18 protein-coding genes and 1 other annotated feature are annotated in these 21249 nt (G+C 38.8%); of the genes, 6 read left to right on the top strand and 12 right to left on the bottom strand.

Annotated features, from left to right (window positions below):
• Positions 1–161: 161 nt before the first annotated feature.
• Genes KJS37_RS03275 through trpS form a run of 3 tightly spaced genes read right to left on the bottom strand, consistent with a single transcriptional unit; the run spans position 162 to position 2631 of the window.
• Positions 162–932, bottom strand: a complete 771-nt coding sequence (locus KJS37_RS03275) for a glycerophosphodiester phosphodiesterase (protein WP_165711727.1) — start codon at positions 930–932, stop codon at positions 162–164.
• Positions 933–943: 11 nt separating this feature from the next.
• Positions 944–1582: an HD domain-containing protein gene (locus KJS37_RS03270; protein ID WP_213495888.1), complete on the bottom strand. Its 639-nt coding sequence runs from the start codon at positions 1580–1582 to the stop codon at positions 944–946.
• A gap of 17 nt (positions 1583–1599) precedes the next feature.
• On the bottom strand, positions 1600–2631 hold the full coding sequence (trpS, locus tag KJS37_RS03265) for a tryptophan--tRNA ligase (protein WP_096368867.1): 1032 nt from the start codon (positions 2629–2631) through the stop codon (positions 1600–1602).
• Between the two features lie 68 nt (positions 2632–2699).
• Positions 2700–2924 (bottom strand) — a binding site (T-box leader).
• A 125-nt stretch (positions 2925–3049) separates the two neighbouring features.
• Between trpS and KJS37_RS03260 the strand changes: the two genes are divergently transcribed.
• Together KJS37_RS03260 and mgtA are read left to right on the top strand one after the other, a co-directional pair.
• Complete coding sequence (locus KJS37_RS03260; protein ID WP_017370383.1) at positions 3050–3490, top strand: OsmC family protein; 441 nt, start codon at positions 3050–3052, stop codon at positions 3488–3490.
• A 350-nt stretch (positions 3491–3840) separates the two neighbouring features.
• Positions 3841–6438, top strand: a complete 2598-nt coding sequence (gene mgtA / locus KJS37_RS03255) for a magnesium-translocating P-type ATPase (protein WP_213495886.1) — start codon at positions 3841–3843, stop codon at positions 6436–6438.
• A 35-nt stretch (positions 6439–6473) separates the two neighbouring features.
• Here the strand turns inward: mgtA and plsX are convergent, their stop codons facing one another.
• The 3 genes from plsX to KJS37_RS03240 form a co-directional block, all read right to left on the bottom strand.
• Positions 6474–7466, bottom strand: a complete 993-nt coding sequence (gene plsX / locus KJS37_RS03250; RefSeq protein WP_017368655.1) for a phosphate acyltransferase PlsX — start codon at positions 7464–7466, stop codon at positions 6474–6476.
• Positions 7467–7580: 114 nt separating this feature from the next.
• The gene (locus tag KJS37_RS03245; RefSeq protein WP_165711730.1) at positions 7581–8390 is read right to left on the bottom strand and encodes a Cof-type HAD-IIB family hydrolase; all 810 of its coding nucleotides are present in this window, start codon (positions 8388–8390) and stop codon (positions 7581–7583) included.
• Positions 8391–8465: 75 nt separating this feature from the next.
• Positions 8466–10094, bottom strand: coding sequence for an ATP-binding cassette domain-containing protein (locus KJS37_RS03240; protein WP_096368864.1), 1629 nt, complete (start codon positions 10092–10094; stop codon positions 8466–8468).
• A 240-nt stretch (positions 10095–10334) separates the two neighbouring features.
• Between KJS37_RS03240 and KJS37_RS03235 the strand changes: the two genes are divergently transcribed.
• Both KJS37_RS03235 and KJS37_RS03230 read left to right on the top strand, forming a co-directional pair.
• Complete coding sequence (locus KJS37_RS03235) at positions 10335–11177, top strand: AraC family transcriptional regulator (RefSeq protein ID WP_213495884.1); 843 nt, start codon at positions 10335–10337, stop codon at positions 11175–11177.
• A 214-nt stretch (positions 11178–11391) separates the two neighbouring features.
• Complete coding sequence (locus tag KJS37_RS03230) at positions 11392–11877, top strand: YkgJ family cysteine cluster protein (RefSeq protein ID WP_096368863.1); 486 nt, start codon at positions 11392–11394, stop codon at positions 11875–11877.
• A gap of 17 nt (positions 11878–11894) precedes the next feature.
• Here the strand turns inward: KJS37_RS03230 and KJS37_RS03225 are convergent, their stop codons facing one another.
• The 4 genes from KJS37_RS03225 to KJS37_RS03210 all read right to left on the bottom strand — a co-directional run bounded on the left by KJS37_RS03225 (position 11895) and on the right by KJS37_RS03210 (position 17135).
• Positions 11895–12632, bottom strand: coding sequence for a MerR family transcriptional regulator (locus KJS37_RS03225; RefSeq protein WP_165713323.1), 738 nt, complete (start codon positions 12630–12632; stop codon positions 11895–11897).
• 102 nt (positions 12633–12734) lie between these two features.
• Positions 12735–15440 carry a YhgE/Pip domain-containing protein gene (locus KJS37_RS03220; protein ID WP_213495882.1) on the bottom strand — a complete coding sequence of 902 codons (2706 nt, stop codon included), beginning with the start codon at positions 15438–15440 and terminating at the stop codon, positions 12735–12737.
• 45 nt (positions 15441–15485) lie between these two features.
• Entirely contained in the window at positions 15486–16016 is a 531-nt protein-coding gene (locus KJS37_RS03215) for a TetR/AcrR family transcriptional regulator (protein WP_003133604.1), read from the bottom strand.
• A gap of 225 nt (positions 16017–16241) precedes the next feature.
• Positions 16242–17135: a choloylglycine hydrolase family protein gene (locus KJS37_RS03210; RefSeq protein ID WP_213495880.1), complete on the bottom strand. Its 894-nt coding sequence runs from the start codon at positions 17133–17135 to the stop codon at positions 16242–16244.
• Between the two features lie 234 nt (positions 17136–17369).
• Between KJS37_RS03210 and KJS37_RS03205 the strand changes: the two genes are divergently transcribed.
• A complete protein-coding gene (locus KJS37_RS03205) occupies positions 17370–18590 on the top strand; it encodes an MFS transporter (RefSeq protein WP_165711733.1) in 1221 nt (406 codons plus the stop codon).
• A 133-nt stretch (positions 18591–18723) separates the two neighbouring features.
• Here KJS37_RS03205 and rpmG read toward each other — a convergent pair whose 3' ends face one another.
• Positions 18724–18873 (bottom strand): 50S ribosomal protein L33, encoded by a 150-nt coding sequence (rpmG, locus tag KJS37_RS03200; RefSeq protein WP_003135293.1) that lies wholly within the window; start codon positions 18871–18873, stop codon positions 18724–18726.
• A gap of 30 nt (positions 18874–18903) precedes the next feature.
• Positions 18904–19077, bottom strand: coding sequence for a 50S ribosomal protein L32 (rpmF, locus tag KJS37_RS03195; RefSeq protein WP_003135292.1), 174 nt, complete (start codon positions 19075–19077; stop codon positions 18904–18906).
• Positions 19078–19451: 374 nt separating this feature from the next.
• Here rpmF and KJS37_RS03190 point away from each other — a divergent pair, with 374 nt between their 5' ends.
• Positions 19452–21245, top strand: coding sequence for a heavy metal translocating P-type ATPase (locus KJS37_RS03190; RefSeq protein ID WP_213495878.1), 1794 nt, complete (start codon positions 19452–19454; stop codon positions 21243–21245).
• Positions 21246–21249: the final 4 nt, after the last annotated feature.

Genomic DNA, 21249 nt, shown 5'->3' with positions numbered 1-21249 from the left:
TCTTTGACATTGAACACATATAGTTTCATTATATCCCTTGTGAAATAGAAAGTAAAGAAAAATGACTCCGCTATCATAACCGAATATTATGCTATTTCTCCCACAAAATTGTGAAATACTAAGCATAGAAAAAAACATGCTGAAGCATGCTTTTATGGTTTTTATAAGTGTTGTCTGATTTTTAATGCTTTTTCAGGAAAATCAGTGAAGATTCCTGCAATATTATGTTGAAAAGCATAACGCATATCTGCTTCTGAATCAATACCCCACAGACGGAGAGGGCGACTATCCGGTGCGAGAAGTTCGGGATACTTTAAAACGTACTTTTTTTTCAAATGAAGACTGGACATGAAGCTTCTTACTTTGTTTAGACTTATCTTTTGTAATTTTTTACCCGCAAGATAGGCAATTTCATCTTTTACACCGAGAGCGTGAAGCTTCTGAAGTGTATTGATATTAAAAGAAGAGTAGATGATTGTGAAAGGAAGGGATTGCTGAGAAACAAGCCCCAATACTCTTTCTTCAATACCAGGATAACTAATAATATCGGTTTTGAGTTCAATATTTAAAAAACCTGTGAAATGCTCACTGATCAGTAGATCTAGAACCTCATGTAATGTAGGAATACGTTCGCCCTGAAAACGCTCATCAAACCAGGATCCGGCGTCTAGCTGCTTTAGCTCTGCTAGTGTCAGGTTACGGACACGCCCTTTCCCAGAAGTTGTTCGATTGACCTTCTCATCATGAATAACGACCAATTGATCATCTTTAGATAGATGGACATCGAGCTCAATACCATCTGTTTTAATACGAAGAGCCTCTTGGAAGGCAGCTAAAGTATTCTCAGGACGGTTACATTTCGAGCCACGATGAGCAAAAACAAGACATGTATTCCGATTTTCCATAAAAGTATTATTTTTTGCTAAGACCATAACTTTTCCTTCTAAATATTATACTCTTCTTCGATAGCAGTAACAAAATCGTGCATTATTTTATCTCTCTTTGCGGCTATTTTTTTAGCATGCGCTGTATTCAATAAATCTTTGAGTAGAAAGAGCTTTTCGTAAAAATGATTGAGTGTTGTACCTTGATTTTGATGATAAGTATGCTTATTTTCGAACTTTTCAGGTAATATCTGTGGGTCGTAAAAGGTTCGACCTTTGGACCAGCCGTATTCTAAGGTACGTACAATTCCCCAAGCGCCCATCGCATCAATACGATCTGCATCTTGGACGATTTGCCCATTGATATCGAGTTCTTTTTTTTCTAAAAGATTGGCAGAATAACTCATGTTATCAATGATATAAAAGAGTTTATCTTGTTTCTCTTGGGAAAAGTCTAAAGAAGTTAAGAAGTCTGCCACGTTTTGTTTTTGTTTTGTTACATCGGAGCATATCTTTTCATCATAGGTATCGTGCAAGTAAGCCGCAGCAACCACTAAACTTGGATCTGCAAGGGGCTCCGTAGCAAGAATTTGCTTTGCGAGCTTGACAACGCGACTGACGTGGTCAAAGCCATGTCCATCATTGTTATTCTCATGGATTTTCTTAGCAAAGGCGGCAATTTTTTCTTGAGTTGTCATAAGTTCTTGCCTTCTTTTTATTTAGCATCAAAGTAGTTAATACCCATCGCTGATTTTACTTCAGATAAGGTATTTGCAGCAACAGCACGTGCTTTTTCAGAGCCCGCTTGAAGCATATCATAAACAGCGCCCATATCTTTAGCGAACTCGATGCGGCGTTCACGAATTGGAGAGAGTTCACGGTCGAGAATATCTAATAAATAACGTTTTGTTTTTACATCCCCTAAGCCACCAGCCTGATAATGCTCTTTCATTTCGGCGATAGTAGCAGCATCTTCCTCACGTCCAAAGACATCAAGATAATGGAAGACCATATTGCCTTCAATTTTACCTGGATCCTCAACCTTGATGTGGTCAGGATCTGTATACATACTCATCACTTTCTTTTTGAGCGTATCCATATCATCAGCCAGATAGATGCCGTTACCAAGTGATTTAGACATTTTTGCATTCCCATCAAGACCAGGAAGACGTCCTGCTGCTTCATTTTCTGGATAAAGTCCCTCAGGTTCAACTAAAACGTCACAGTTATATGCATTATTGAAAGAACGGGCGATTTCGCGACATTGTTCAATCATTGGCTTCTGGTCATTTCCTACAGGAACCAGATTGGCTTTAAATGCAGTAATATCTGCGGCTTGAGCGATAGGATAAACTAAGAAACCAGCAGGAATAGATTCGCCAAAGGCTTTTTGCGCAATTTCTGTTTTAACGGTAGGGTTTCGTTCAAGTCGCGCTAGAGAAACCAAATTCATGTAATACATTGAAAGTTCAGCTAACTCGGGGATTTGGGACTGGATAAAAATTGTTGATTTTTCTGGATCGAGGCCAGCAGCCAAATAATCTAAGGCGACGTCTCCGACAGATTGGATAATTTTTTCTGGTTCTTTGGCATGGTCGGTGAGTGCTTGTTGGTCGGCAAGGAAAACAAACATGTTATATTTTCCTGTATTTTGTAGAAGCACACGATTTTTTAGTGAGCCAACATAATGTCCGATATGGAGTTTGCCTGTAGGGCGATCGCCAGTTAAAATTGTAGGTTTATTCATGGTAGTTCTCTCCTTCTGGATGTACAAAATTTTATAACAAAAACGCCCGTAAAGCATTGTAAAAATACTTTACGGGCGTTTTCACGCGGTACCACCGTAATTCGAAATTCTTTAAGAATTTCCTCGAGCTTGTCCTAGGAACAAGTGCTTTGTTAACGGGAGCAGCCGTGATTTATATTGCTTAAAATCATTTTTTATTATTATCAGCCCATTCACTTTTCTGAAAACATTGACTTGCACCACCGTCAACTTCCTAAAGAATTCTTTGAAAAGCTACTCTTCTGATAGTACAAATTCTACATTTATTTTCAAATAATGTCAAATAAGTCTGAGCCCAATCTCTTGAAAAGGCCATAATAAAATCCTATACTGAGAATATAGGCAAACTAACTATTTATAACACAAAAAGGAGAAAAATATGGCAAATGTATCCACAGCATCCGCACAATGGCAAGGAGATTTAGAAAATGGTTCAGGTACCATCAGTCTAGATTCTTCACAAGTATTTACTGATACACCTTATAATTTTGAAGCGCGCGCAGAGCATTCGGCATCAATAACAACCCCTGAGGAACTTTTGGGTGCTGCACATGCTGCTTGTTTCAGTATGGCATTCTCATTGCTTCTAAGCGAAAAAGGTTACAAAGTCAATAACATATACACCCAAGCAGATGTTACCTTTGCGGTAACAGCCGATGGTCCTGCGATTACAAAGATTCACTTGAAGAACCAATCGAAAATTGCTGGAATTTCTGATGATGAATTTCAAAAGTTAGCAAAAGAGATCGAAGCAACATGTCCAGTATCCAAGGCTTTAGCATCAGTTCCTATTGAGCTTGATGCCGAACTCGTTCTTTAAATCAAAGTTATTAACATGTGGAAAGGTCCCTCCATATCTTTCCACATGTTTTTTTTGTTGTCTAAAAACCAAAGTTGTAAACATGTGTATAACTTCAGGATAAACGGAAATCGAGTGTCAACTAAGTTTACAAGTGGATAACATAGTCCTGGTTTACAAAAATAACATCAAGAAGTGAAGTATGTTCTTGTATGTAGAATAATTTACTTTATGATTGCGTTTTAGTATCTTTGGAGGACTTTCCTTTAATTTGTAGTAGAATAAAGAGAGGAATTTCGCAAACCACACCATAATAACAGAAAAGTAAATCTTTTAAAGGTTTACGCCCTAGAAACGAGGGAGGTGCAAGTATGCAAAAAATGAAAACAAACAAAAACGATGTGCTCAAAGAGTTGGCACAGTTGAATCGTGACGAGCTTTTTGAACGTTTAAACACGAGCTTTACGGGTTTAAACGCTGAACAGGCTGAGGAACGCTTAGACGAATACGGGCCGAATGTGGTTGCAAGTCAGCAACCCATTCACTGGTATATTATACTGCTCCATGCATTTAAGAATCCATTTGTTTTTGTTCTAGCTTTTTTGGCAGTTGTTTCGGCATTGACAGGAGATATGGAAGGTGCACTTTACATGTTGCTCATGGTTACCGTATCTGCTGGTGTAAGCTTTGTACAGGAATACAAGTCACAAAAAGCTTCAATCGCTTTACATGAGATGATTGAAAATACCACAAACGTTAAACGTGGGGCGGAAAATTTTGAAATCCCAATGGATGAGGTTGTCCCAGGAGATATCATTCAGCTTCAAACGGGAGATATGATTCCAGCAGATGCTATTCTGCTCTCACACCGTGATCTGTTTATCAACCAAGCCTCTTTAACCGGGGAATCTTTCCCGGTTGAGAAGCGTTTACCGGAAGATTTAGATGAAGATGAGCAAATTGATTGGGAAGTTACATCAGCTCTAGATGCTCCAAATGTTCTCTTTATGGGGACTGATGTTTTATCAGGAAATGGTGAGATTTTAATCGTTAAAACAGGCGCTTCTACTATGTTCGGTGATATTGCAAGCAAAGCTACAGCCACAAAAGTTGAATCTGCTTTTGATAAAGGATTGAGCCGTGTAAGTCGCCTTCTATTGACTTTAGTTGCGATTATGTTCCCAGTTGTTTTAGTTTTGAACTGGGTAACAAAAGGCGATTTCGAAACATCATTCTTCTTTGCCATCGCTGTAGCTGTAGGTCTTACACCTGAAATGCTGCCCATGATTGTCAATGCCAATTTGGCTAAAGGTGCAGTAGCGCTCAGTAAAGAAAAAGTCATAGTAAAAAATCTATCTGCTATCCAGAATCTAGGTTCAATGGATATACTTTGTACAGACAAGACAGGCACAATTACAGAAGACCGTGTCGTGATGGTTGAATATGTAAACTCACGTGGAAACAAGGCAGATGAAGTATTAAATTCCGCTTTTATCAATTCTAACTTCCAAACCGGTTGGAAAAATCTGATGGACGTTGCTGTCATTGACTATTTCAAAAAAATAGGTCGAGAATTACCGGATGAAAATATTACAAAAGTTGATGAAATACCGTTTGATTTCTCACGCCGTCTTTTATCTGTCGTCGTGAAAACTGACAATAAAAACTTGATGGTTACCAAGGGCGCAGTTGAGGAAATGCAAGCTATCTGTACACATGTAATGGAAGACGGGGAACGTGTCGAAATTACGGAAGAACGTTTAGCAGAGATGAAAGAAGTCAACCGTGAAATGAATATGCAAGGCATGCGTGTCCTGACTATTGCGGAGCGAATCATTTCAGATGATGAATTAGAAGAATTTGACTCTGCTAGTGAGCGTGATATGACCCTTGTCGGTTTTATCGGTTTCCTTGATCCAGCCAAAGAATCTGCTGCTAAAGCAATCAATAGTTTACAAAATCACGGTGTAACTGTAAAAGTGTTGACAGGTGATAATGCCATTGTAGCGCAAAAAGTTTGTGAAGATGTTGGAATTCCGGTTGACCGTTATTGTATCGGAAGTGAAATTGATCTTATGGATGATGAAGAACTGTTCAATACAGCTATGGAAGTACATCTTTTTGCAAAATTAAATCCAATGCAAAAGGCACGAATTATTGAACTTATTCGTAAGGTTCACACGGTTGGTTTTATGGGAGATGGAATAAATGACGCCCCAAGTTTACGCGCTGCGGATATTGGAATTTCAGTAGATACTGCAGCCGATATCACTAAAGATGCCTCAAATATTATTCTGCTTGAGAAAAGTTTACAAGTCTTGGAAACTGGTGTAACCGAAGGTCGTAAAGTCTTTACAAACATGATGAAGTATATTCGTATCACTTTGTCTTCAAACTTTGGGAATGTCTTTTCAGTTTTGGTGGCTAGCGCCTTTTTACCTTTCTTGCCAATGCTCAGTTTACAAATTTTAACTTTGAACCTGATTTATGACATGAGTCAACTTTCAATTCCTTGGGATAATGTTGACGAAGAAGACATTGCACGTCCAGTGAAGTGGCAAACTAAAGGCCTTGCTCGTTTTGCATTTATTGTTGGACCCGTGTCTTCTATCTTTGACATCATCACTTTCCTTGTACTGTGGTATGTCTTTGGCTTTAATACAGTTGCCCATGCTAACCTTTTCCAAGCAGGTTGGTTTGCAGTCAGCTTAGGTACACAAGCTTTGGCTTTTCATATCTTGCGTACCAAAAAAGTCCCCTTCTTGCAAAGTCGTCCTTCGTTGCCAGTTATCCTTTCTACAATTGGCGCATTTGTCGTTGGCTTTACATTGATTTTAAGTTCTTATGGATCAATTATTGACTTAGCACACTTGCCTGTTCAATTCTTCTTCTACTGGGGCCTAATTATCCTTGCTTATCTCTTATTGTTACAGTTTGTCAAAAATGTGTACTACAAAAAATACAACTAACAAAAAGCTTTACCATTATGGTAAAGCTTTTTTTATTAGTTTTTGTCTTCGAAATGTTTCACCAGTTGGCCAGTAACATCCGTTTCTAGCATCCGATGGATTTGACGAATCGTTGAAACAATGGCCTCAGGGCTAGAATTACCGTGAGCCTTGATAACAGGTGCTTTGACACCTACTAAAGCTGCACCACCCGCGCTATCGGTACTCATCGTGTCTTTGAGTTTGCTGAGTTCTTTTTTCACAAGAGCTCCACCGATTTTAGTGGTGAAGCCTCCATTCATGATGCCGTTTTTGATTTGACGCATCAGAACACTTGCAGTCCCTTCGATAGCTTTAAGCACAGCGTTTCCCGTGAAACCATCAGCGACAACGACATCAGCTGCTCCAGTCAAGATGTCACGCGATTCAATATTACCAATAAAATTAATATCTTCAATATTTGAGAGTAAAGCATGCGTTTCTTTAATCATCGTTGAACCTTTTGATTCTTCAGAGCCGTTGGAGAGAAGTGCTACACGAGGATTTTTAACACCACGTACATTGGCCGCATAGTAGCTCCCTAAAATAGCGAAGTCAGCCAGATGTTCAGGTTTATTTTCAGCGTTAGCACCTAAATCTAACATATCGAAGCCTGTACCATCTGCAGTAGGAAGTGTACTCATAAGAGCTGGCCGGTCGATCTGTTTGATGCGACCGACAATAAATAAGCCAGCAGCAAGCAGAGCTCCAGTGTTTCCTGCAGAAAGAACAGCATCAGCTTCACCATCTTTGACTGCTTTAACCGCACGGACGAGAGAGCTATCTTTTTTCTTGCGGATAGCTTTTACTGGCTCATCGTGGAAGTCGATAAGCTCAGTTGTTGCGATGATTTTTACGTTTTTTTCATCCTCTAAATGTGCTTTAATTGCTTCAGGTTCCCCGTAGAGCTGAAACTCAATATTTGGAAATTCTTTTTTTGCTAAATTAATTCCTTTAACGATTGACTCGGGTGCAAAGTCGCCACCCATAGCATCAATTGCGATTCTCATAGTGTATCCTCCGATAATTTCTCTGTTCAATTATAACGAAAATCTTTTGTTTTAGCCAATATGATTGAGGCTGAAAACAGTCAAAAAAGTATGAGGCAAGGCTCATACTCTTGATTAATGTGCCAAAATGGCTTCGAGCTCAGTTAAGACAGCTGCGTCGCGATTGTGACCGATAACCTTATCGGAAATTTTCAAAACCTCCGGAATAGCATTCTCAACGGCTACAGCGGTACCTGCTAATTCCAGCATTTCTAAGTCATTGCTTTGATCACCAAAAGCTGTAAGTGACTCTGGACTTGATTGAAGGTGTGTGAGCAAGTGTGAGAGGCCTGTAGCCTTGCTGATTCCAGCTGACATGATGTCAATAGAGCGGAAGCCGGTCGTTGTTGCACGAATATCGGTCATTTGTGCATTTATCCAGTCTTCACATTCACGGATTTTTTCTGGTGGAAACTCCACACAGACTTTTAAGATTTCATCTTCAATATCATGTACTGATTTTACTAATTTTAAATCGGAATAATAAAGATTGGCAAATTCGACAAATTGCGGGTCGGCTGTTTGAAGTGCATAAGCACCGTTGAGTCCTGAAAAGAGGACAACATCACGATGCATATGAGGATTTTGACGTACGAGTTCAACGAGCTTACTCGCCTTATCTTGACCCAAGATACTGCTGTAGAGAATCTCGCCTTGGTATTTAACCAAGGCGCCGTTTTCCGCACAGAAAGCAACTTGGTCTTGGAACTCGTCAAAGAGTTCTTCTAAAGCCAAGAGTTGACGTCCGCTTGCTGCACAAAAAAGATAATTTCTTTTTTTAAATTCTTTTAAAATATCACGTAGACGACTTTTATCGTAGGCGCGGTTTTCGTCGAGAAAAGTGCCATCCATATCTGTCGCAAATATTTTCAATTGATTACTCATCTTGTCCCCTTATTAAAAATACTCCGCTTCAAGATAGTCTTGGCGGAGCAACAATTTATTCTTTTAAAGCTGATCTTAATCTTCAGACCAAAGTTCTTTTACTTTAGCTTGGACCTCGTCATTAGCCAAGAAGTCATCATAAGTTTCTCCAATACGATCAATGACACCGTTCTTAGAAATAACAACGATATGATTTGCTAACGTATTGATAAATTCATGGTCATGTGAAGCAAAGATAATGCTGCCTTTGAATTTTTTCAGTCCATCATTAAGTGCAGAAATTGACTCCAAGTCCAAGTGATTAGTTGGATCATCAAGAACTAAAACATTTGCACGTTGCAACATCATTTTAGAAAGCATAACACGAACTTTTTCTCCCCCTGAAAGGACAGAAACAGACTTAAGAGACTCTTCGCCTTTGAAGAGCATACGTCCCAAGAAACCACGGAGATAAGTATTGTCATCCTCTTCTTTGGTTAAGACAAATTGGCGGAGCCAATCCAAGATAGATTCGTCTGTCGCAAAGTCACGGCTGTTATCTTTTGGAAGATAAGAACGTGATGAAGTAACACCCCATTTAATTTCACCTGTGTATTCGATATCGCCCATCAAGGCACGAATCAAAGCAGTTGTTTGGATATCATTTTGACCGATAAAGGCAGTTTTGTCACCAGGAGCTAAGATAAAGCTGATGTTGTCAAGGACTTTTTCACCATCGATTTCGACGGACAAATTATCTACGCGGAGTAAGTCATTTCCGATTTCACGTTCTTGATCAAAACCGATAAATGGATATTTACGAGAAGAAGGCACAAAGCTTTCCACTTCGATTTTATCCAACATTTTCTTACGTGATGTGGCTTGTTTTGATTTCGAAGCGTTGGCCGAGAAGCGGGCGATGAAATCTTGCAACTCTTTGATTTTTTCTTCAGCCTTGCGGTTGGCATCCCCTTGCAAGCGAAGGGCAAGTTCAGAAGATTCTTTCCAGAAATCGTAGTTACCAGGATAAAGTTTGATTTTACCGTAATCCAGGTCGGCCATATAAGTACAAACGTTATTGAGGAAGTGACGGTCATGGGATACAACGATGACTGTATTTTCAAAGTTGATGAGGAAATCTTCAAGCCAGTTGATTGCTTGAATATCCAACCCATTGGTAGGTTCGTCCAAGAGAAGAACATCTGGTTTACCGAAAAGCGCGCGTGCTAGAAGGACCTTAACGTGTTCGCCAGAGGTCAAATTTGCCATGAGATCATAGTGCTGTTCAGTTTTAATGCCTAAGCTTTGAAGGAGTTGAGCGGCTTCAGCTTCGGCTTCGTAACCACCCATTTCGCCAAACTCTGCTTCGAGTTCAGCTGCACGCATTCCATCTTCATCAGAAAAATCTTCTTTCATGTAGATGGCATTTTTTTCTTGTGCGATGGCGTAGAGCTTTTCATTACCCATCATAACAACATCAAGCGGTGTTTGATCTTCATAGTCATAGTGATTTTGACGAAGGACAGACATACGCTCGTTGGGGCCCATTGAAACGTGACCAGTTGTGGGTTGAACTTCACCGTCCAAGATTTTTAAAAAAGTTGATTTACCGGCACCATTGGCACCGATTAAACCATAGCAGTTTCCTGCCGTAAACTTAATGTTAACGTCATCAAAAAGCTTGCGGTCAGAAAATTGTAATGAAACATCAGAAACTGTAAGCATGGATATATTTTTCTCCTAATTATATTGGTTTATAAAAGTTAACTCTTATAAAGGTTATCGCCTTATTCTATCATATTTTCAGTCTTTTTGAAACAGCGTAATTGTTCAACTCTAACCATTGTGAAAACTAAAAAAATTAGCAATTTTTGTTCTAGAAGAAACTTTGATAAAATTGATTCAAAAAGTATCAAGTAAGTCTTAACGAGTTTTGATAAACTTGCATCATGGAGGAAGTTGTAGATGCTTCAATCTTTTAACAAAGCAATGGATTACATTGAAGATCATTTGACTGAAAGTATAGATAGTCAAAAAATTGCCCAGATCACTTTCGTGTCTGATTATCATTTCAGGCGGATGTTTTCCTATCTTACGGGGATGTCTTTGTCGGAGTATATACGTAAACGTCGCTTATCAGAAGCAGCAGCAGCTTTGCTTGCAGGGATGTCCGTAACGGAAGCAGCCTTTCTTTATGGCTATGACAGTCTAGAAGGGTTTTCCCGGGCTTTTAAAGAATGGTCGGGGCGGACGCCAAAATCAGTGCAAGAAGGTGAGTTTGTACCCACTTTTTCCAAAATCAACTTTCAAATAACCATGACAGGAGGAAAAAACATGGATGTAAAAATCGAAACAAAAGCAGCCTTTCATTTAATCGGTGTAGAAAAACGTGTGAGGCAACAGTACGAAGGTGTTAATCAGGAGATTCTAGACTTGACTCAGTCTATTACGGAAACACAGCGCAAAAATATGCGTGCCTTGGGTGATTTGCCCCCTCAAATGCCACTTAATATTTCTTATGATGCAGATGAGACACATTTGACGCATATGATTGGATTTGCAAGCACAAAAGATAATATATTTGAGGAGCTTAATCAGGTTGAGGTACCTGAAAGTCTTTGGGCAATTTTTTCTAGTAAGGGGACTTTTCCAGAGGCACTTCAAGTAACTTGGACAGAAATTTTTACCCAATGGTTACCAAGTTCAGATTATGAATTAGTGGATTTGCCTCAAATTTCCTTTACAGATTGGTTTAGTGAAGATGAAGAAAAATATTCTGAAATCTGGCTAGCCATTAAGAAAAGATAATTTTTGAATTTTAGTTTTATTTCAGTGTGGCTTTAGCCTAGCTTAAGTCGGGTCCATTATAATATCCTTATTCCAATAAAATTTTTCATAAAACCTACTCCTAAAAGCAGAAGATGTCTGAGCTAACTCAGGCATTTTTTGTATTCAATGAATTGTTTGAGAAAAGCGAGCTGTGATTATTTCTCGTATTCATTTATGATATAATGATGAAGAAATGGATATAGAACATTATAAAGATTTGGCTCTTCAGAAGAAGAAGGAGCATAAGAAATTTTTGGGCAACTTAAAAAAGAAGGCTCCTAAAAACTTAGATTATATTGTAAAAGAAACACATGATGAAGTTTTTGCTGAAATCGATTGTACGGCTTGTGCTAACTGCTGTAAGAGCTTAGGTCCACTTTTTACAGAAGCTGATATTACCCGTATTTCGAAGTATCTTCGCATGAAGGCGGCCGATTTTGAAGCCCAATATTTACGTGTAGATGAAGATGGTGACAAGGTTTTTCAAACAATGCCTTGCCCCTTTCTTGGTAGTGACAATCTTTGTAGCATTTACGAGGTTCGTCCTAAGGCCTGCCGTGAATTTCCTCACACAGATCGGAAAAAGATTTATCAAATTAACAATCTGACTATGAAAAACACAGTAACTTGCCCAGCGGCCTATCTTTTTGTAGAAAAATTGCGGAAAAAAATAGAGTAAAAAACCCTTTGGGCTTTTTATTTGTAGTAATTTTTAATCGCTTCTAAGAAATACTCGGGAAGCTGGGCGTGTTTTTGGTTGTAATTGGTACGGAAGCGAGGATCTTCAACATACATTTGTCCTAAGTTAATATGCGCTTCAGGAGCGATGGTTTCTTCTGGCCAAAAGAGCTCTAAGATTTCTTTATGGAGAGCAATAGCTTGTTTGGCGAGATTATCATCTTTATTTTCATAAGCTTCTTCCAACATTTGTATCATTTTTTCGTGTGAAGTTTGCCAATATTTGATTTTGGCTTGATCTGCTTGAGCATATTTCTGATATGACTTATCGACGCGCTCACTGCCCCATTTTTGACGGATTTCTGCGCCATATTTATCTTCGTTTTCTTTCAGTTGTGTACTCTTGAGAAGTTCAAATTCTTGTTCATTCATGTGGTAATCTCCTATTTCTAATTTGTGTGACAGATGTTCAATCAGTTTTTCAAGGTGCTTGAGTTGATTATTTAAGCGCATCAAATGTTGGCTTAAAGTTTTCTTTTCATCTTCATCTTGTGAGAGGATATTTTTGATTTGATCAAGGGGCAAGTCCAACTTCCTTAAGCTCATGATATAAAAAATTTGAGCAATATCTTGTTCAGAATATAAACGGTAATCGTTTTGGTCTCTCGCGGGGGCCAGAAGTCCTACAGACTCCCAATGCCGTAAAGTTTTGGAGGTTAAACCTGTCATTTTTGTGATAGCTTTAATATTTTGCATAACGCTCCTTTCATTGATACTAATATTATATATCTTGACCTAAGGTCAAGGTCAAGAAAAATATAAAAAAAACTCAAAAAATATGAGTTTTTTTTACTTTTATTAATGGAAAATGTGGCTCTTTTGTGCCATTTCTGAGATTTTTCTAGATGTTTTCTCAAGATGTGGGAAAAATATAAGCCCAGCAACTAAAAAGACGATAGAAACAGCTACGAGGATGATGATGGCAAGCCAAGCGTTAGGCCAATAGATACCCCCTGCAGATTCCCGTAAGAGGTTAACCGCATGGGTAAATGGTAGGTAAGGGTTGATGGCTTGGAAGAATTTACCAGAGACTTGGATAGGGTAGTTCCCCCCACCACCGGAAATAGAGAGGACCAAGATAATAATGGCAATCCCTTTCCCGATATTTCCAAATAATGCTACTAGGACATAGACCATAATCATAAAGGTTATAGCAATCAGTAAGGCAAATAAGACACTATAAACAGGATTACGTACGTCTACTCCAAGGCCGAAATAGTTCCCAAGGGTAACGATAAGTGCTTGTCCGAGTCCCATCACGATGAAAGTAAGCATACGTGCTGAGAATTGTTCACGTTTAGAGTAAAGCAGTTTGTCTTTACCTTCTAAGTGGAAGCCGGTGACAGCGACACTAGAGAAGAGGACAGCGCCGACCCACAAACAGAGTGCAGTGTAGAAAGGCGTACTTGCTGAACCGTTATTTGCGATTGGATAGATAGCATTTTCTTGGACCTCAACAGGTTGTGTTAGGAAGTCACTTTCTTTCGTCGCATCAAGTTTTAGAAGTTTTACAATTTCTCCAAGATCAACTTCTTTCTCACCTTTACGAATAGCATCAGCAGCCTTACGAATCCCTGTTTTGATTCCTGGCCAGTCATTGACGATGAGGTCATTGGCTTGGTTCAAGGCTTTTTCAAGGTCAGGCATTTTTTGGTTGACTGTACCTAAAGTTTCTGTCAAATCTTTACGAATACCGGGGTAATCATTTTTGACAAAATCAGCGGCTTTATCAAGTTTTTGCTCCACAACTGGCAATTCATTTTGATAAAGTGAAGCACCTTTATTAATAGCGTTGACAATAGTGTTCATATTGCCGTTAAGCATAATGTTGGCATCGTGAACTTCTTGCTTAATCGCAGGCATTTCTTTTTGATACTTTTCAAGCAAAATAATCGCATTAGAGACCGTCTTACTTGTTGAGCTGAGCAAGGATTCAAAATCAATAGCTTGGGCTTTTGTTAGGAGACCTTGGGCATTTTTGATGGTATCGATAAGTTGGGTGAGGACGTTTTGCACTTTTGCGGTTATATCTTGAACATCTATTTGGCTAACAAGACCAGAAATGTTTTTTGCTAGGTCATCAATTTGATCTAAGTAGGCCTCAATAGAAGAAATATCTCCAGCTTGAACAAATTCATTAACCTTACCTAATCTAGTACTGATATCTCCTAATAGCGCACTTAAATCGTTCAAGTTTTTAATAGCGGTATCAAATTCATTATTACCAGCACTCTCTTGGGCCTTTTGTAGAAAATCAATGAGATTTTTGATTGCCTCTTGTTGTTGGGGAACGCTTGCTTGATAAGCTTTGACTAGACTATCAATTTTGGCCTTTTCATCATCAGTGAGTTGCCCATCCTCAATAGCTTGTCTTATAGTAGTAACAATAGAAGAAGTGCTGTCAGCTACATTTTGCAAAGCTTTTAAAGTCACTTCTACACTACTTGTAATACTTGGCAAAGCATTTTGAAGCTGCGTTACACCGTCCAAAGTAGTAGAAGCCAGGTCATTGGCTTGGTTGCCAAGTTTGCGAATATCTGGCAAGGCAGTTTGGACTTGTTGAATAATGGTTAAGCCTTGTTTGGCTTCTTGGATACCCTCATTCATGGTTTGTTCAACAGAGGCAAAGTCATTGTCAATCATTGCGATCTGTTTACCAGCATTTTGAATTTCAGGGATTTTTTCTTGCAAGGTCATAATAATTGCAAGCTGATTTTTCACAGTTGGCATGCTGTCGTCCAATTGGACCACTTTCTGACCAAGTGCATCAACCTCAGGCAAATAGTCAATAAACTCATTTGCCTTAGCGAGCTTCGCTTTCAAATCAGGCATTTTGCCATGTAAATCAACGACTTGCTGAGTATATTGGTCAATTGTATCTAAATTATCGTTAGTAGATAAGATAGTGTTTTTAATTTTCTGGATGCTGACCATGTTTTTATCAATGTCATATCCGATATCATTAAAGGTTTTAAGCAGTGTGCTACTTGCCGTTTTAATAAATTCTTCGGAAATTTGACTTTGTAATGAAGACGCACCTTTCGAAGTAATTTTTGGGGCAATAGCATTTATTTTTTCATTGATGGAATAAACGATTTTAGGCTTCTGGATATCCCCAGTGGTGAAGCTAAGCAAATTTTTAGAGAAATCCGCTGGCAGATAGATACCTGCGTAGTATTTACCAGACTTGACACCCTTATCCAACTCTTGTTTAGAGTCAACGAACTTCCAGCCGAGTTGTTTGTTTTCTTTGAGGTTTTTCAAGACCTCGTCACCGATATTAATCGATTTGTCTTGAAATTTCTCTGTTCGGTCATCACTATAAACCGCTATTGGGAGCTGTGAAGTGTTTGCATAAGGATCCCAAAGGGCTTTAATATTAAACCAAGCATATAAGGATGGAATAAACATCAAAGCAACCACTAAAAAGATTGCTATTGGATTTTTAAAGATACGTTTCCAATCCAGAATAAATAGTTTCCCAGTATTTTTTATATGTTTCACATATTCTCCTCTTTTAATAATTCTAAGGCAGTTTTTATTTTGTTATCAGCTAATCAGAGCCATCAACAATTCAGAAATCTGTTCTGGTGTTTCTTTCCGTTTGCGCCGAATCCAAGCTTGAGTTAAACCGAAAATGGCATTGGCATAATAAGTTGTGGTGTAGATACTTTCCAACTTGTCCAGTTTTTCACGCTTAGGGTTTTGTGGCAGGATTGAACGTGCCAAAATATTTTTCAGTTGAGCCTGCATGAACTGATGGATTTCTTTACTGCCATTTTCTGAAAATAAAGCAGCATAAATCTCATTGTTATCAAGGAACTCATAAGTTTCTAACATGGTTTTATGAAGATCGCCATTATTTTTTTCAAAGACATACTCGATCGTATTAAACAAGGTTTTTTGGTATTGGTCAATCATATCATACTTGTCTTGGTAATGCGTATAAAAGCCGCTTCGGCTGATTTTAGCAACCTTCACAAGCTCAGTTGTTGTGATATGGTCGAACGATTTTTCCTGTAAAAGTTGTGTTATTGCGTCGCGAAGTTTTGATTTCGTACGTTCTTTTCTATTTTCCATAAATCCTCCTCTATTACTAAAATATAAAAGAACAACGTGTCTATAATTAGCAAAGATTCTCATTACAACCCTTATTGAGTTTACGATATGCAATTATAGCACAAAATGGACGGAGCGTCTATAATTTTGCGTTCAAATTTTGATTTTTTTAAAGAAAGGGATTTCATAGAATGTGCTACTAATATATAGAAGAAAAAGAGAAAAAACCGCTTGAGGCGGTTTTAATTAATCAGGAAATGGATAACTTATGATAGAAAGAGAATCATAAGTCTGAAAATATAAGGTACGGCTATTTAAATCTACCGCACTGCGATAAACAGTATAAGTATCTGAACGTCCATCAGACTTAGGGACAGTGACAGCATTTAAAATGTGCCAGACTTCACTGATATTCTGCTGTTCATCAGCAGGAAGAATCGCACGTTCTTTAAGAATAGTGGCACGGATGAAGCGCGAGGTTGGGGTAAAACCTCCGGGAAAGACAGGCTTGCCACTGAAGTCCCCAGTTGAAATGCGATTAGGCGCGAGAGGTTTCGAAGTTAGCTCCATATAATCTTGTAACTTGACGATTTCACGTTCAAACTTAGGGGCGTTTGTGACTACGCCGATTGTATTTTCGATAATCTCAAAACTGCCATTGCGTGGTTCAATATTAATCATACGACCTGTTGGATCGACAGCGGAGAAGTGCAAATCACTCCGGCCAAATTTATAATGCGAAAAGGTGTCGCTCATGAGTTGGACGTTTTCAAGTTGGTTTATCAAATCAGCTACTGAACGACAGTTTCCTAAAGCCCAAGTGACAAATTCAAAAGGCGCGAGCTGTAATTTATCCTCATGAGCATGTTCAGCATACTCCGAGTGGTTAGAAAAAGTCAGCTTTTGGACGGACAGTCCAAAATTATTAACGCCATCTGAGATATCCGCATGCAAATCAGGAATATTTCGACCGACTCCTAATATAGTATAAGCATTGGAGATGATCCTGTTATTATAAGCACTTTTCCATTGGTAATTTTGCGGTAGAACAAGAGCTTCAGGGATAAAGCTATGCCAATCCATTGTTCTTGCGAAGATGATGCTTTTATCAGCAGCATGCATTTTTATACTTGTACACATATTTATATTCTAGCAAAAAAAATTTCCCAACTTCGGATAAGTGTCTTATTGGTGGACAATAAAAGGAGGGTTCTTTATTTTTCTTATAATTTAGATAAATTATAGGAAAAGCCGAACATTTTTCAATTTAGTTTCGTGTAAGGTTGGCTGAGCCTTGAATCACAATTTTTAAAGTGATAAACTGTCTAAAGCAAATAAAGCTAGACAGAGATCTGGCATTTGGAGGAATTGAATATGAGAACACACACATCGGCACAACCCAAGGCTGTGAGCGCCTATCAAGTCAAAGTAGGAACCCTGGTTTCTGCTGGATTTGGTTTAGAAAACATGGATATCATGTTTCTTTCATTCGCACTCTCGTCAATTATTGGCGAATTTGGCCTAACAACGACAGAAGCGGGTGCAATTTCTACCGTAACTAATTTGGGGATGCTGCTGGGCGGAATTCTTTTTGGGATTCTGGCCGATAAATTCGGACGTGTAAAAATGTTGTCCCTTTCGATCCTCATTTTTGGGCTGGCAACGGGCGCGATTTATTTCTCGCACAGTGTTACCTCGCTTTATATCTTACGTTTTATCGCCGGAATTGGTGGCGGTGGCGAATATGGGGTCGGAATGACCATTCTGGCTGAGAATTTCAGTAAGAAAAAACTGGGGCGAACTTCTTCGATTGTTGCCGTTGCGGGACAAGTTGGTGCCATGTGTGCAGCAATTTTGTCAATGAGTATCTTACCTACTTATGGCTGGCGTTTCTTGTTCTTGTTTGGACTTGTGCCAGTAGTTTTGACAGTCTTTATTCAAAAACATCTGAAGGAAAGTGATTCTTTCAAAGCTATAAAAACCCAAAACAAAGGAAAAATTTCTGACTTGTTTAAAACGCGTCAGTTGACACATCAAACACTTGTTCTTATGTGGATGGCGATCGTTCAAATCGCTGGTTACTTTGGTCTGATGAATTGGCTCCCAACAATTATGCAGAAAAAACTGAACTTAACAGTCGCTGGTTCATCATCTTGGATGATTGCGACCATTATCGGTATGTCTTTAGGTATGCTGACTTTTGGGCAAATTTTGGATAAACTTGGTCCAAAAGTAGCTTTCGGCCTCTTCCTTATTGCCTCGTCCTTGGCTGTTTATGTCTTGACTATTCCGACAACACTTGCATCACTGACTTTAGTTGGTGCCGTCGTTGGTTACTTTTCAAATGGTATGTTTACAGGATATGGGGCTGTAGTTTCTCGTTTATACCCACCAGAAGTACGTGCGACAGCAAATAATGTGATTATGAACACAGGGCGTTGTATTGGAGGTTTCTCTTCAATAGTTATTGGCTTTATCTTGGCACATTACTCTATCATGACTGTTATGCTCTTCATCTCTGTACTCTATATTTTAAGTTTCTTGGCTATGCTGACGGTGAAGAATTTACGTGCGAATGTGTACTGGTCACTTTGATAATAAATAGAAATAAGCTTTCCTGCTTAGTGTTGGAAAGTTTTTTTATTTGAGAAGCTCGGCAAATAAAAGTTTTTGATTAGTTTTCAGGGGAGTTCTGAGTAAACAAAAAAACCGCCACAGCGGTTTAATATTATTTAACTTCTTTAAAAATAACGTGTTTACGAAGTTTTGGAGAGTATTTTTTCAATTCCAAACGGTCTGGGTTGTTACGTTTGTTCTTTTGAGTAAGGTAAAGACGTTCACCAGATTCTTTGTGTTCAAGTGTAATATTTACGCGCATAACTGTTCCTTTCTGACTTTTTTACTGTTTTTATTTAGCGTCTTTTACTTGGCGGCCTTTGTAGTAGCCTTTAAGTGAAACACGGTGTGAGTGACGGTAGTCACCAGTAGTTTCGTCAAAAGTAACAGTTGGAGCTGTCATTTTGTAGTGTGTACGACGTTTGTTTTTCTTAGATTTAGAAGTGTGACGTGCAGGTACTGCCATGGTTTGATTCCTCCGTAGATTTTTTCGTTTTGGATAAGCCCAAAAACGTACTTTACTATAATACACTAATCTTTTTCAAAAAGCAAGCTTTGTAAAGTATTTTTACTTGACGTTTTTTTAAGGTGACTATTGGTTGAAAAAGTTCTAGAGATAAAGTGACAAAGACTTTTGACAGTTGTCTGGTTGGGAATATTCCCTGTTTTTTGCTAATATATAGTTAAGAATGTTGTAACTTATAAAATAAAAGCTCAGTTCTTCGGAATCAAAGTGCGACAAGGATTATTTTTCTATCCCGGGCAAATCAGTGTTCGATGAAAACTATTTTGAGTCAAACAGGGCAAAGTTTCAGGAATTTTATTTTATAAGGAGAAAACATGAAAAACTGGCAAAAACTTGTTTTAGTATTTTTCATAGCAGCTGCGTCTCTTTTGGCTCAGTTTGCTTTTAATGCACCTTTGGTAGCACGTTTTATCATCACTGTTGCAGGTGGTATTTTAGCACTGTCCATGTTTATTGAGATGGTTAAAACACTACGTAAAGGAAATTATGGTGTTGACTTACTCGCAATTACTGCGATCATTGCGACACTACTGGTAGGAGAATATTGGGCCTCATTAATCATTATCTTAATGTTGGTTGGAGGTGAAACGCTTGAGGATTACGCAGCGGGACGGGCCAATCGTGAATTGTCTGCCCTGTTGCAGAAAACACCAGATATTGCCCATGTCATGCAAGACGGCAAAGTCGTCGACATGGATTTAGATGATGTTGAGATAGGGGCACATCTCTTGATTAAGCCTATGGAAGTTGTACCTATCGATGGGGTTCTCCTTTCAGAAGCAGCTATTCTGGATGAATCCTCTGTCACGGGTGAAACTAAACCGAATGAGTTACAACAGGGGGATGAAATTCTTTCAGGTGCAATTAATGGCAGCTCCAGTATCGAAATCCGCACAAGTGTTGCAGCAAGTGAATCCCAATTTCAAAAAATCGTTGCTCTTGTTCGTGAAGCAGAAGCAACGCCGGCAAATTTTGTACGTTTAGCAGATCGTTACGCTGTGCCATTTACAATTATGGCCTACATCATTGCAGCTGTGGCTTACTTTATCTCTGGTGACCCTGTCCGTATTGCAGAAGTATTGGTGGTCGCAAGTCCTTGTCCTTTGATTTTGGCTGCGCCCATTGCTTTTGTCTCAGGAATGAGTCGTTCCTCAAAAAATGGTTTTTTAATTAAAAATGGAACCATCATTGAAAAACTTGCAACAGCCAAGGCAATTTTCTTTGATAAAACGGGAACAATTACCGATGGTAAAATCGAAGTAGATGCCATTGTTCCAGCAGAAGGAATATCGCAAGAAGAGTTACTCAATATTGTTTACACCATCGAAAAATCTTCCACTCACATCTTGGCCAAGGCTGTTTCAAGCTATGCAGAGTCACATAATGTCCAAAGTCTTGCATTAGAAAGCCTGAGTGAGGTTGCAGGGTTAGGTGTGACAGGGCAAATCAATGGTCAATTGATTAAAATTGGGCGTGCAAGTTTTGTGGGCGCACCAGAGGGTTTAGATTTTGAAACAGCTTTTTATGTGTCACGTGATGGCCAATATATCGGTGCAGTAACCTTCTCAGATACTTTACGTGCCAATGCTCCTGCTGTGATTAAAGATTTACGTCAAGCAGGTTTTAAGAGTATTACGATGCTGACGGGAGATAATGCTCGTGTTGCCGATAAAATTGCAGCACAAGTAGGGATTACCGAGGTTTACAGTAGTATGTTACCAGAAGAAAAGCTTGCCAAAATACAAGCTTCAACTATTCATCCAACGATTATGGTTGGTGACGGTGTCAATGATGCCCCAGCTTTAACGCTTGCGGATGTTGGGATTTCTATTGGAACAGGAAACAATACCGTTGCTAGTGAAGCGGCTGATATTGTACTCTTGAAAAATGATTTGTCCTCTGTGACAAAAGCAGTTCATATTAGTCGTGATACATTAACCATTGCGAAACAGTCGGTTTTGATTGGAATTATCATTTGTGTTATCTTGATGTTAATTGCTGCTACAGGGCTTATTCCGGCAATTATCGGTGCTCTTTTCCAAGAGGTTATCGATGTTGTTTCGATTCTTTATGCTTTAAGAGCCTTGAAGGGATTTAAGAATAAGTAATAAA

The sequence above is a fragment of the Lactococcus formosensis genome (assembly GCF_018403745.1).
GTDB classification, from domain to species: Bacteria; Bacillota; Bacilli; order Lactobacillales; family Streptococcaceae; genus Lactococcus; species Lactococcus formosensis.
The sequence above is the reverse complement of the archived record's forward strand: the minus strand, read 5'-3'. Positions and strand labels throughout refer to the sequence as shown.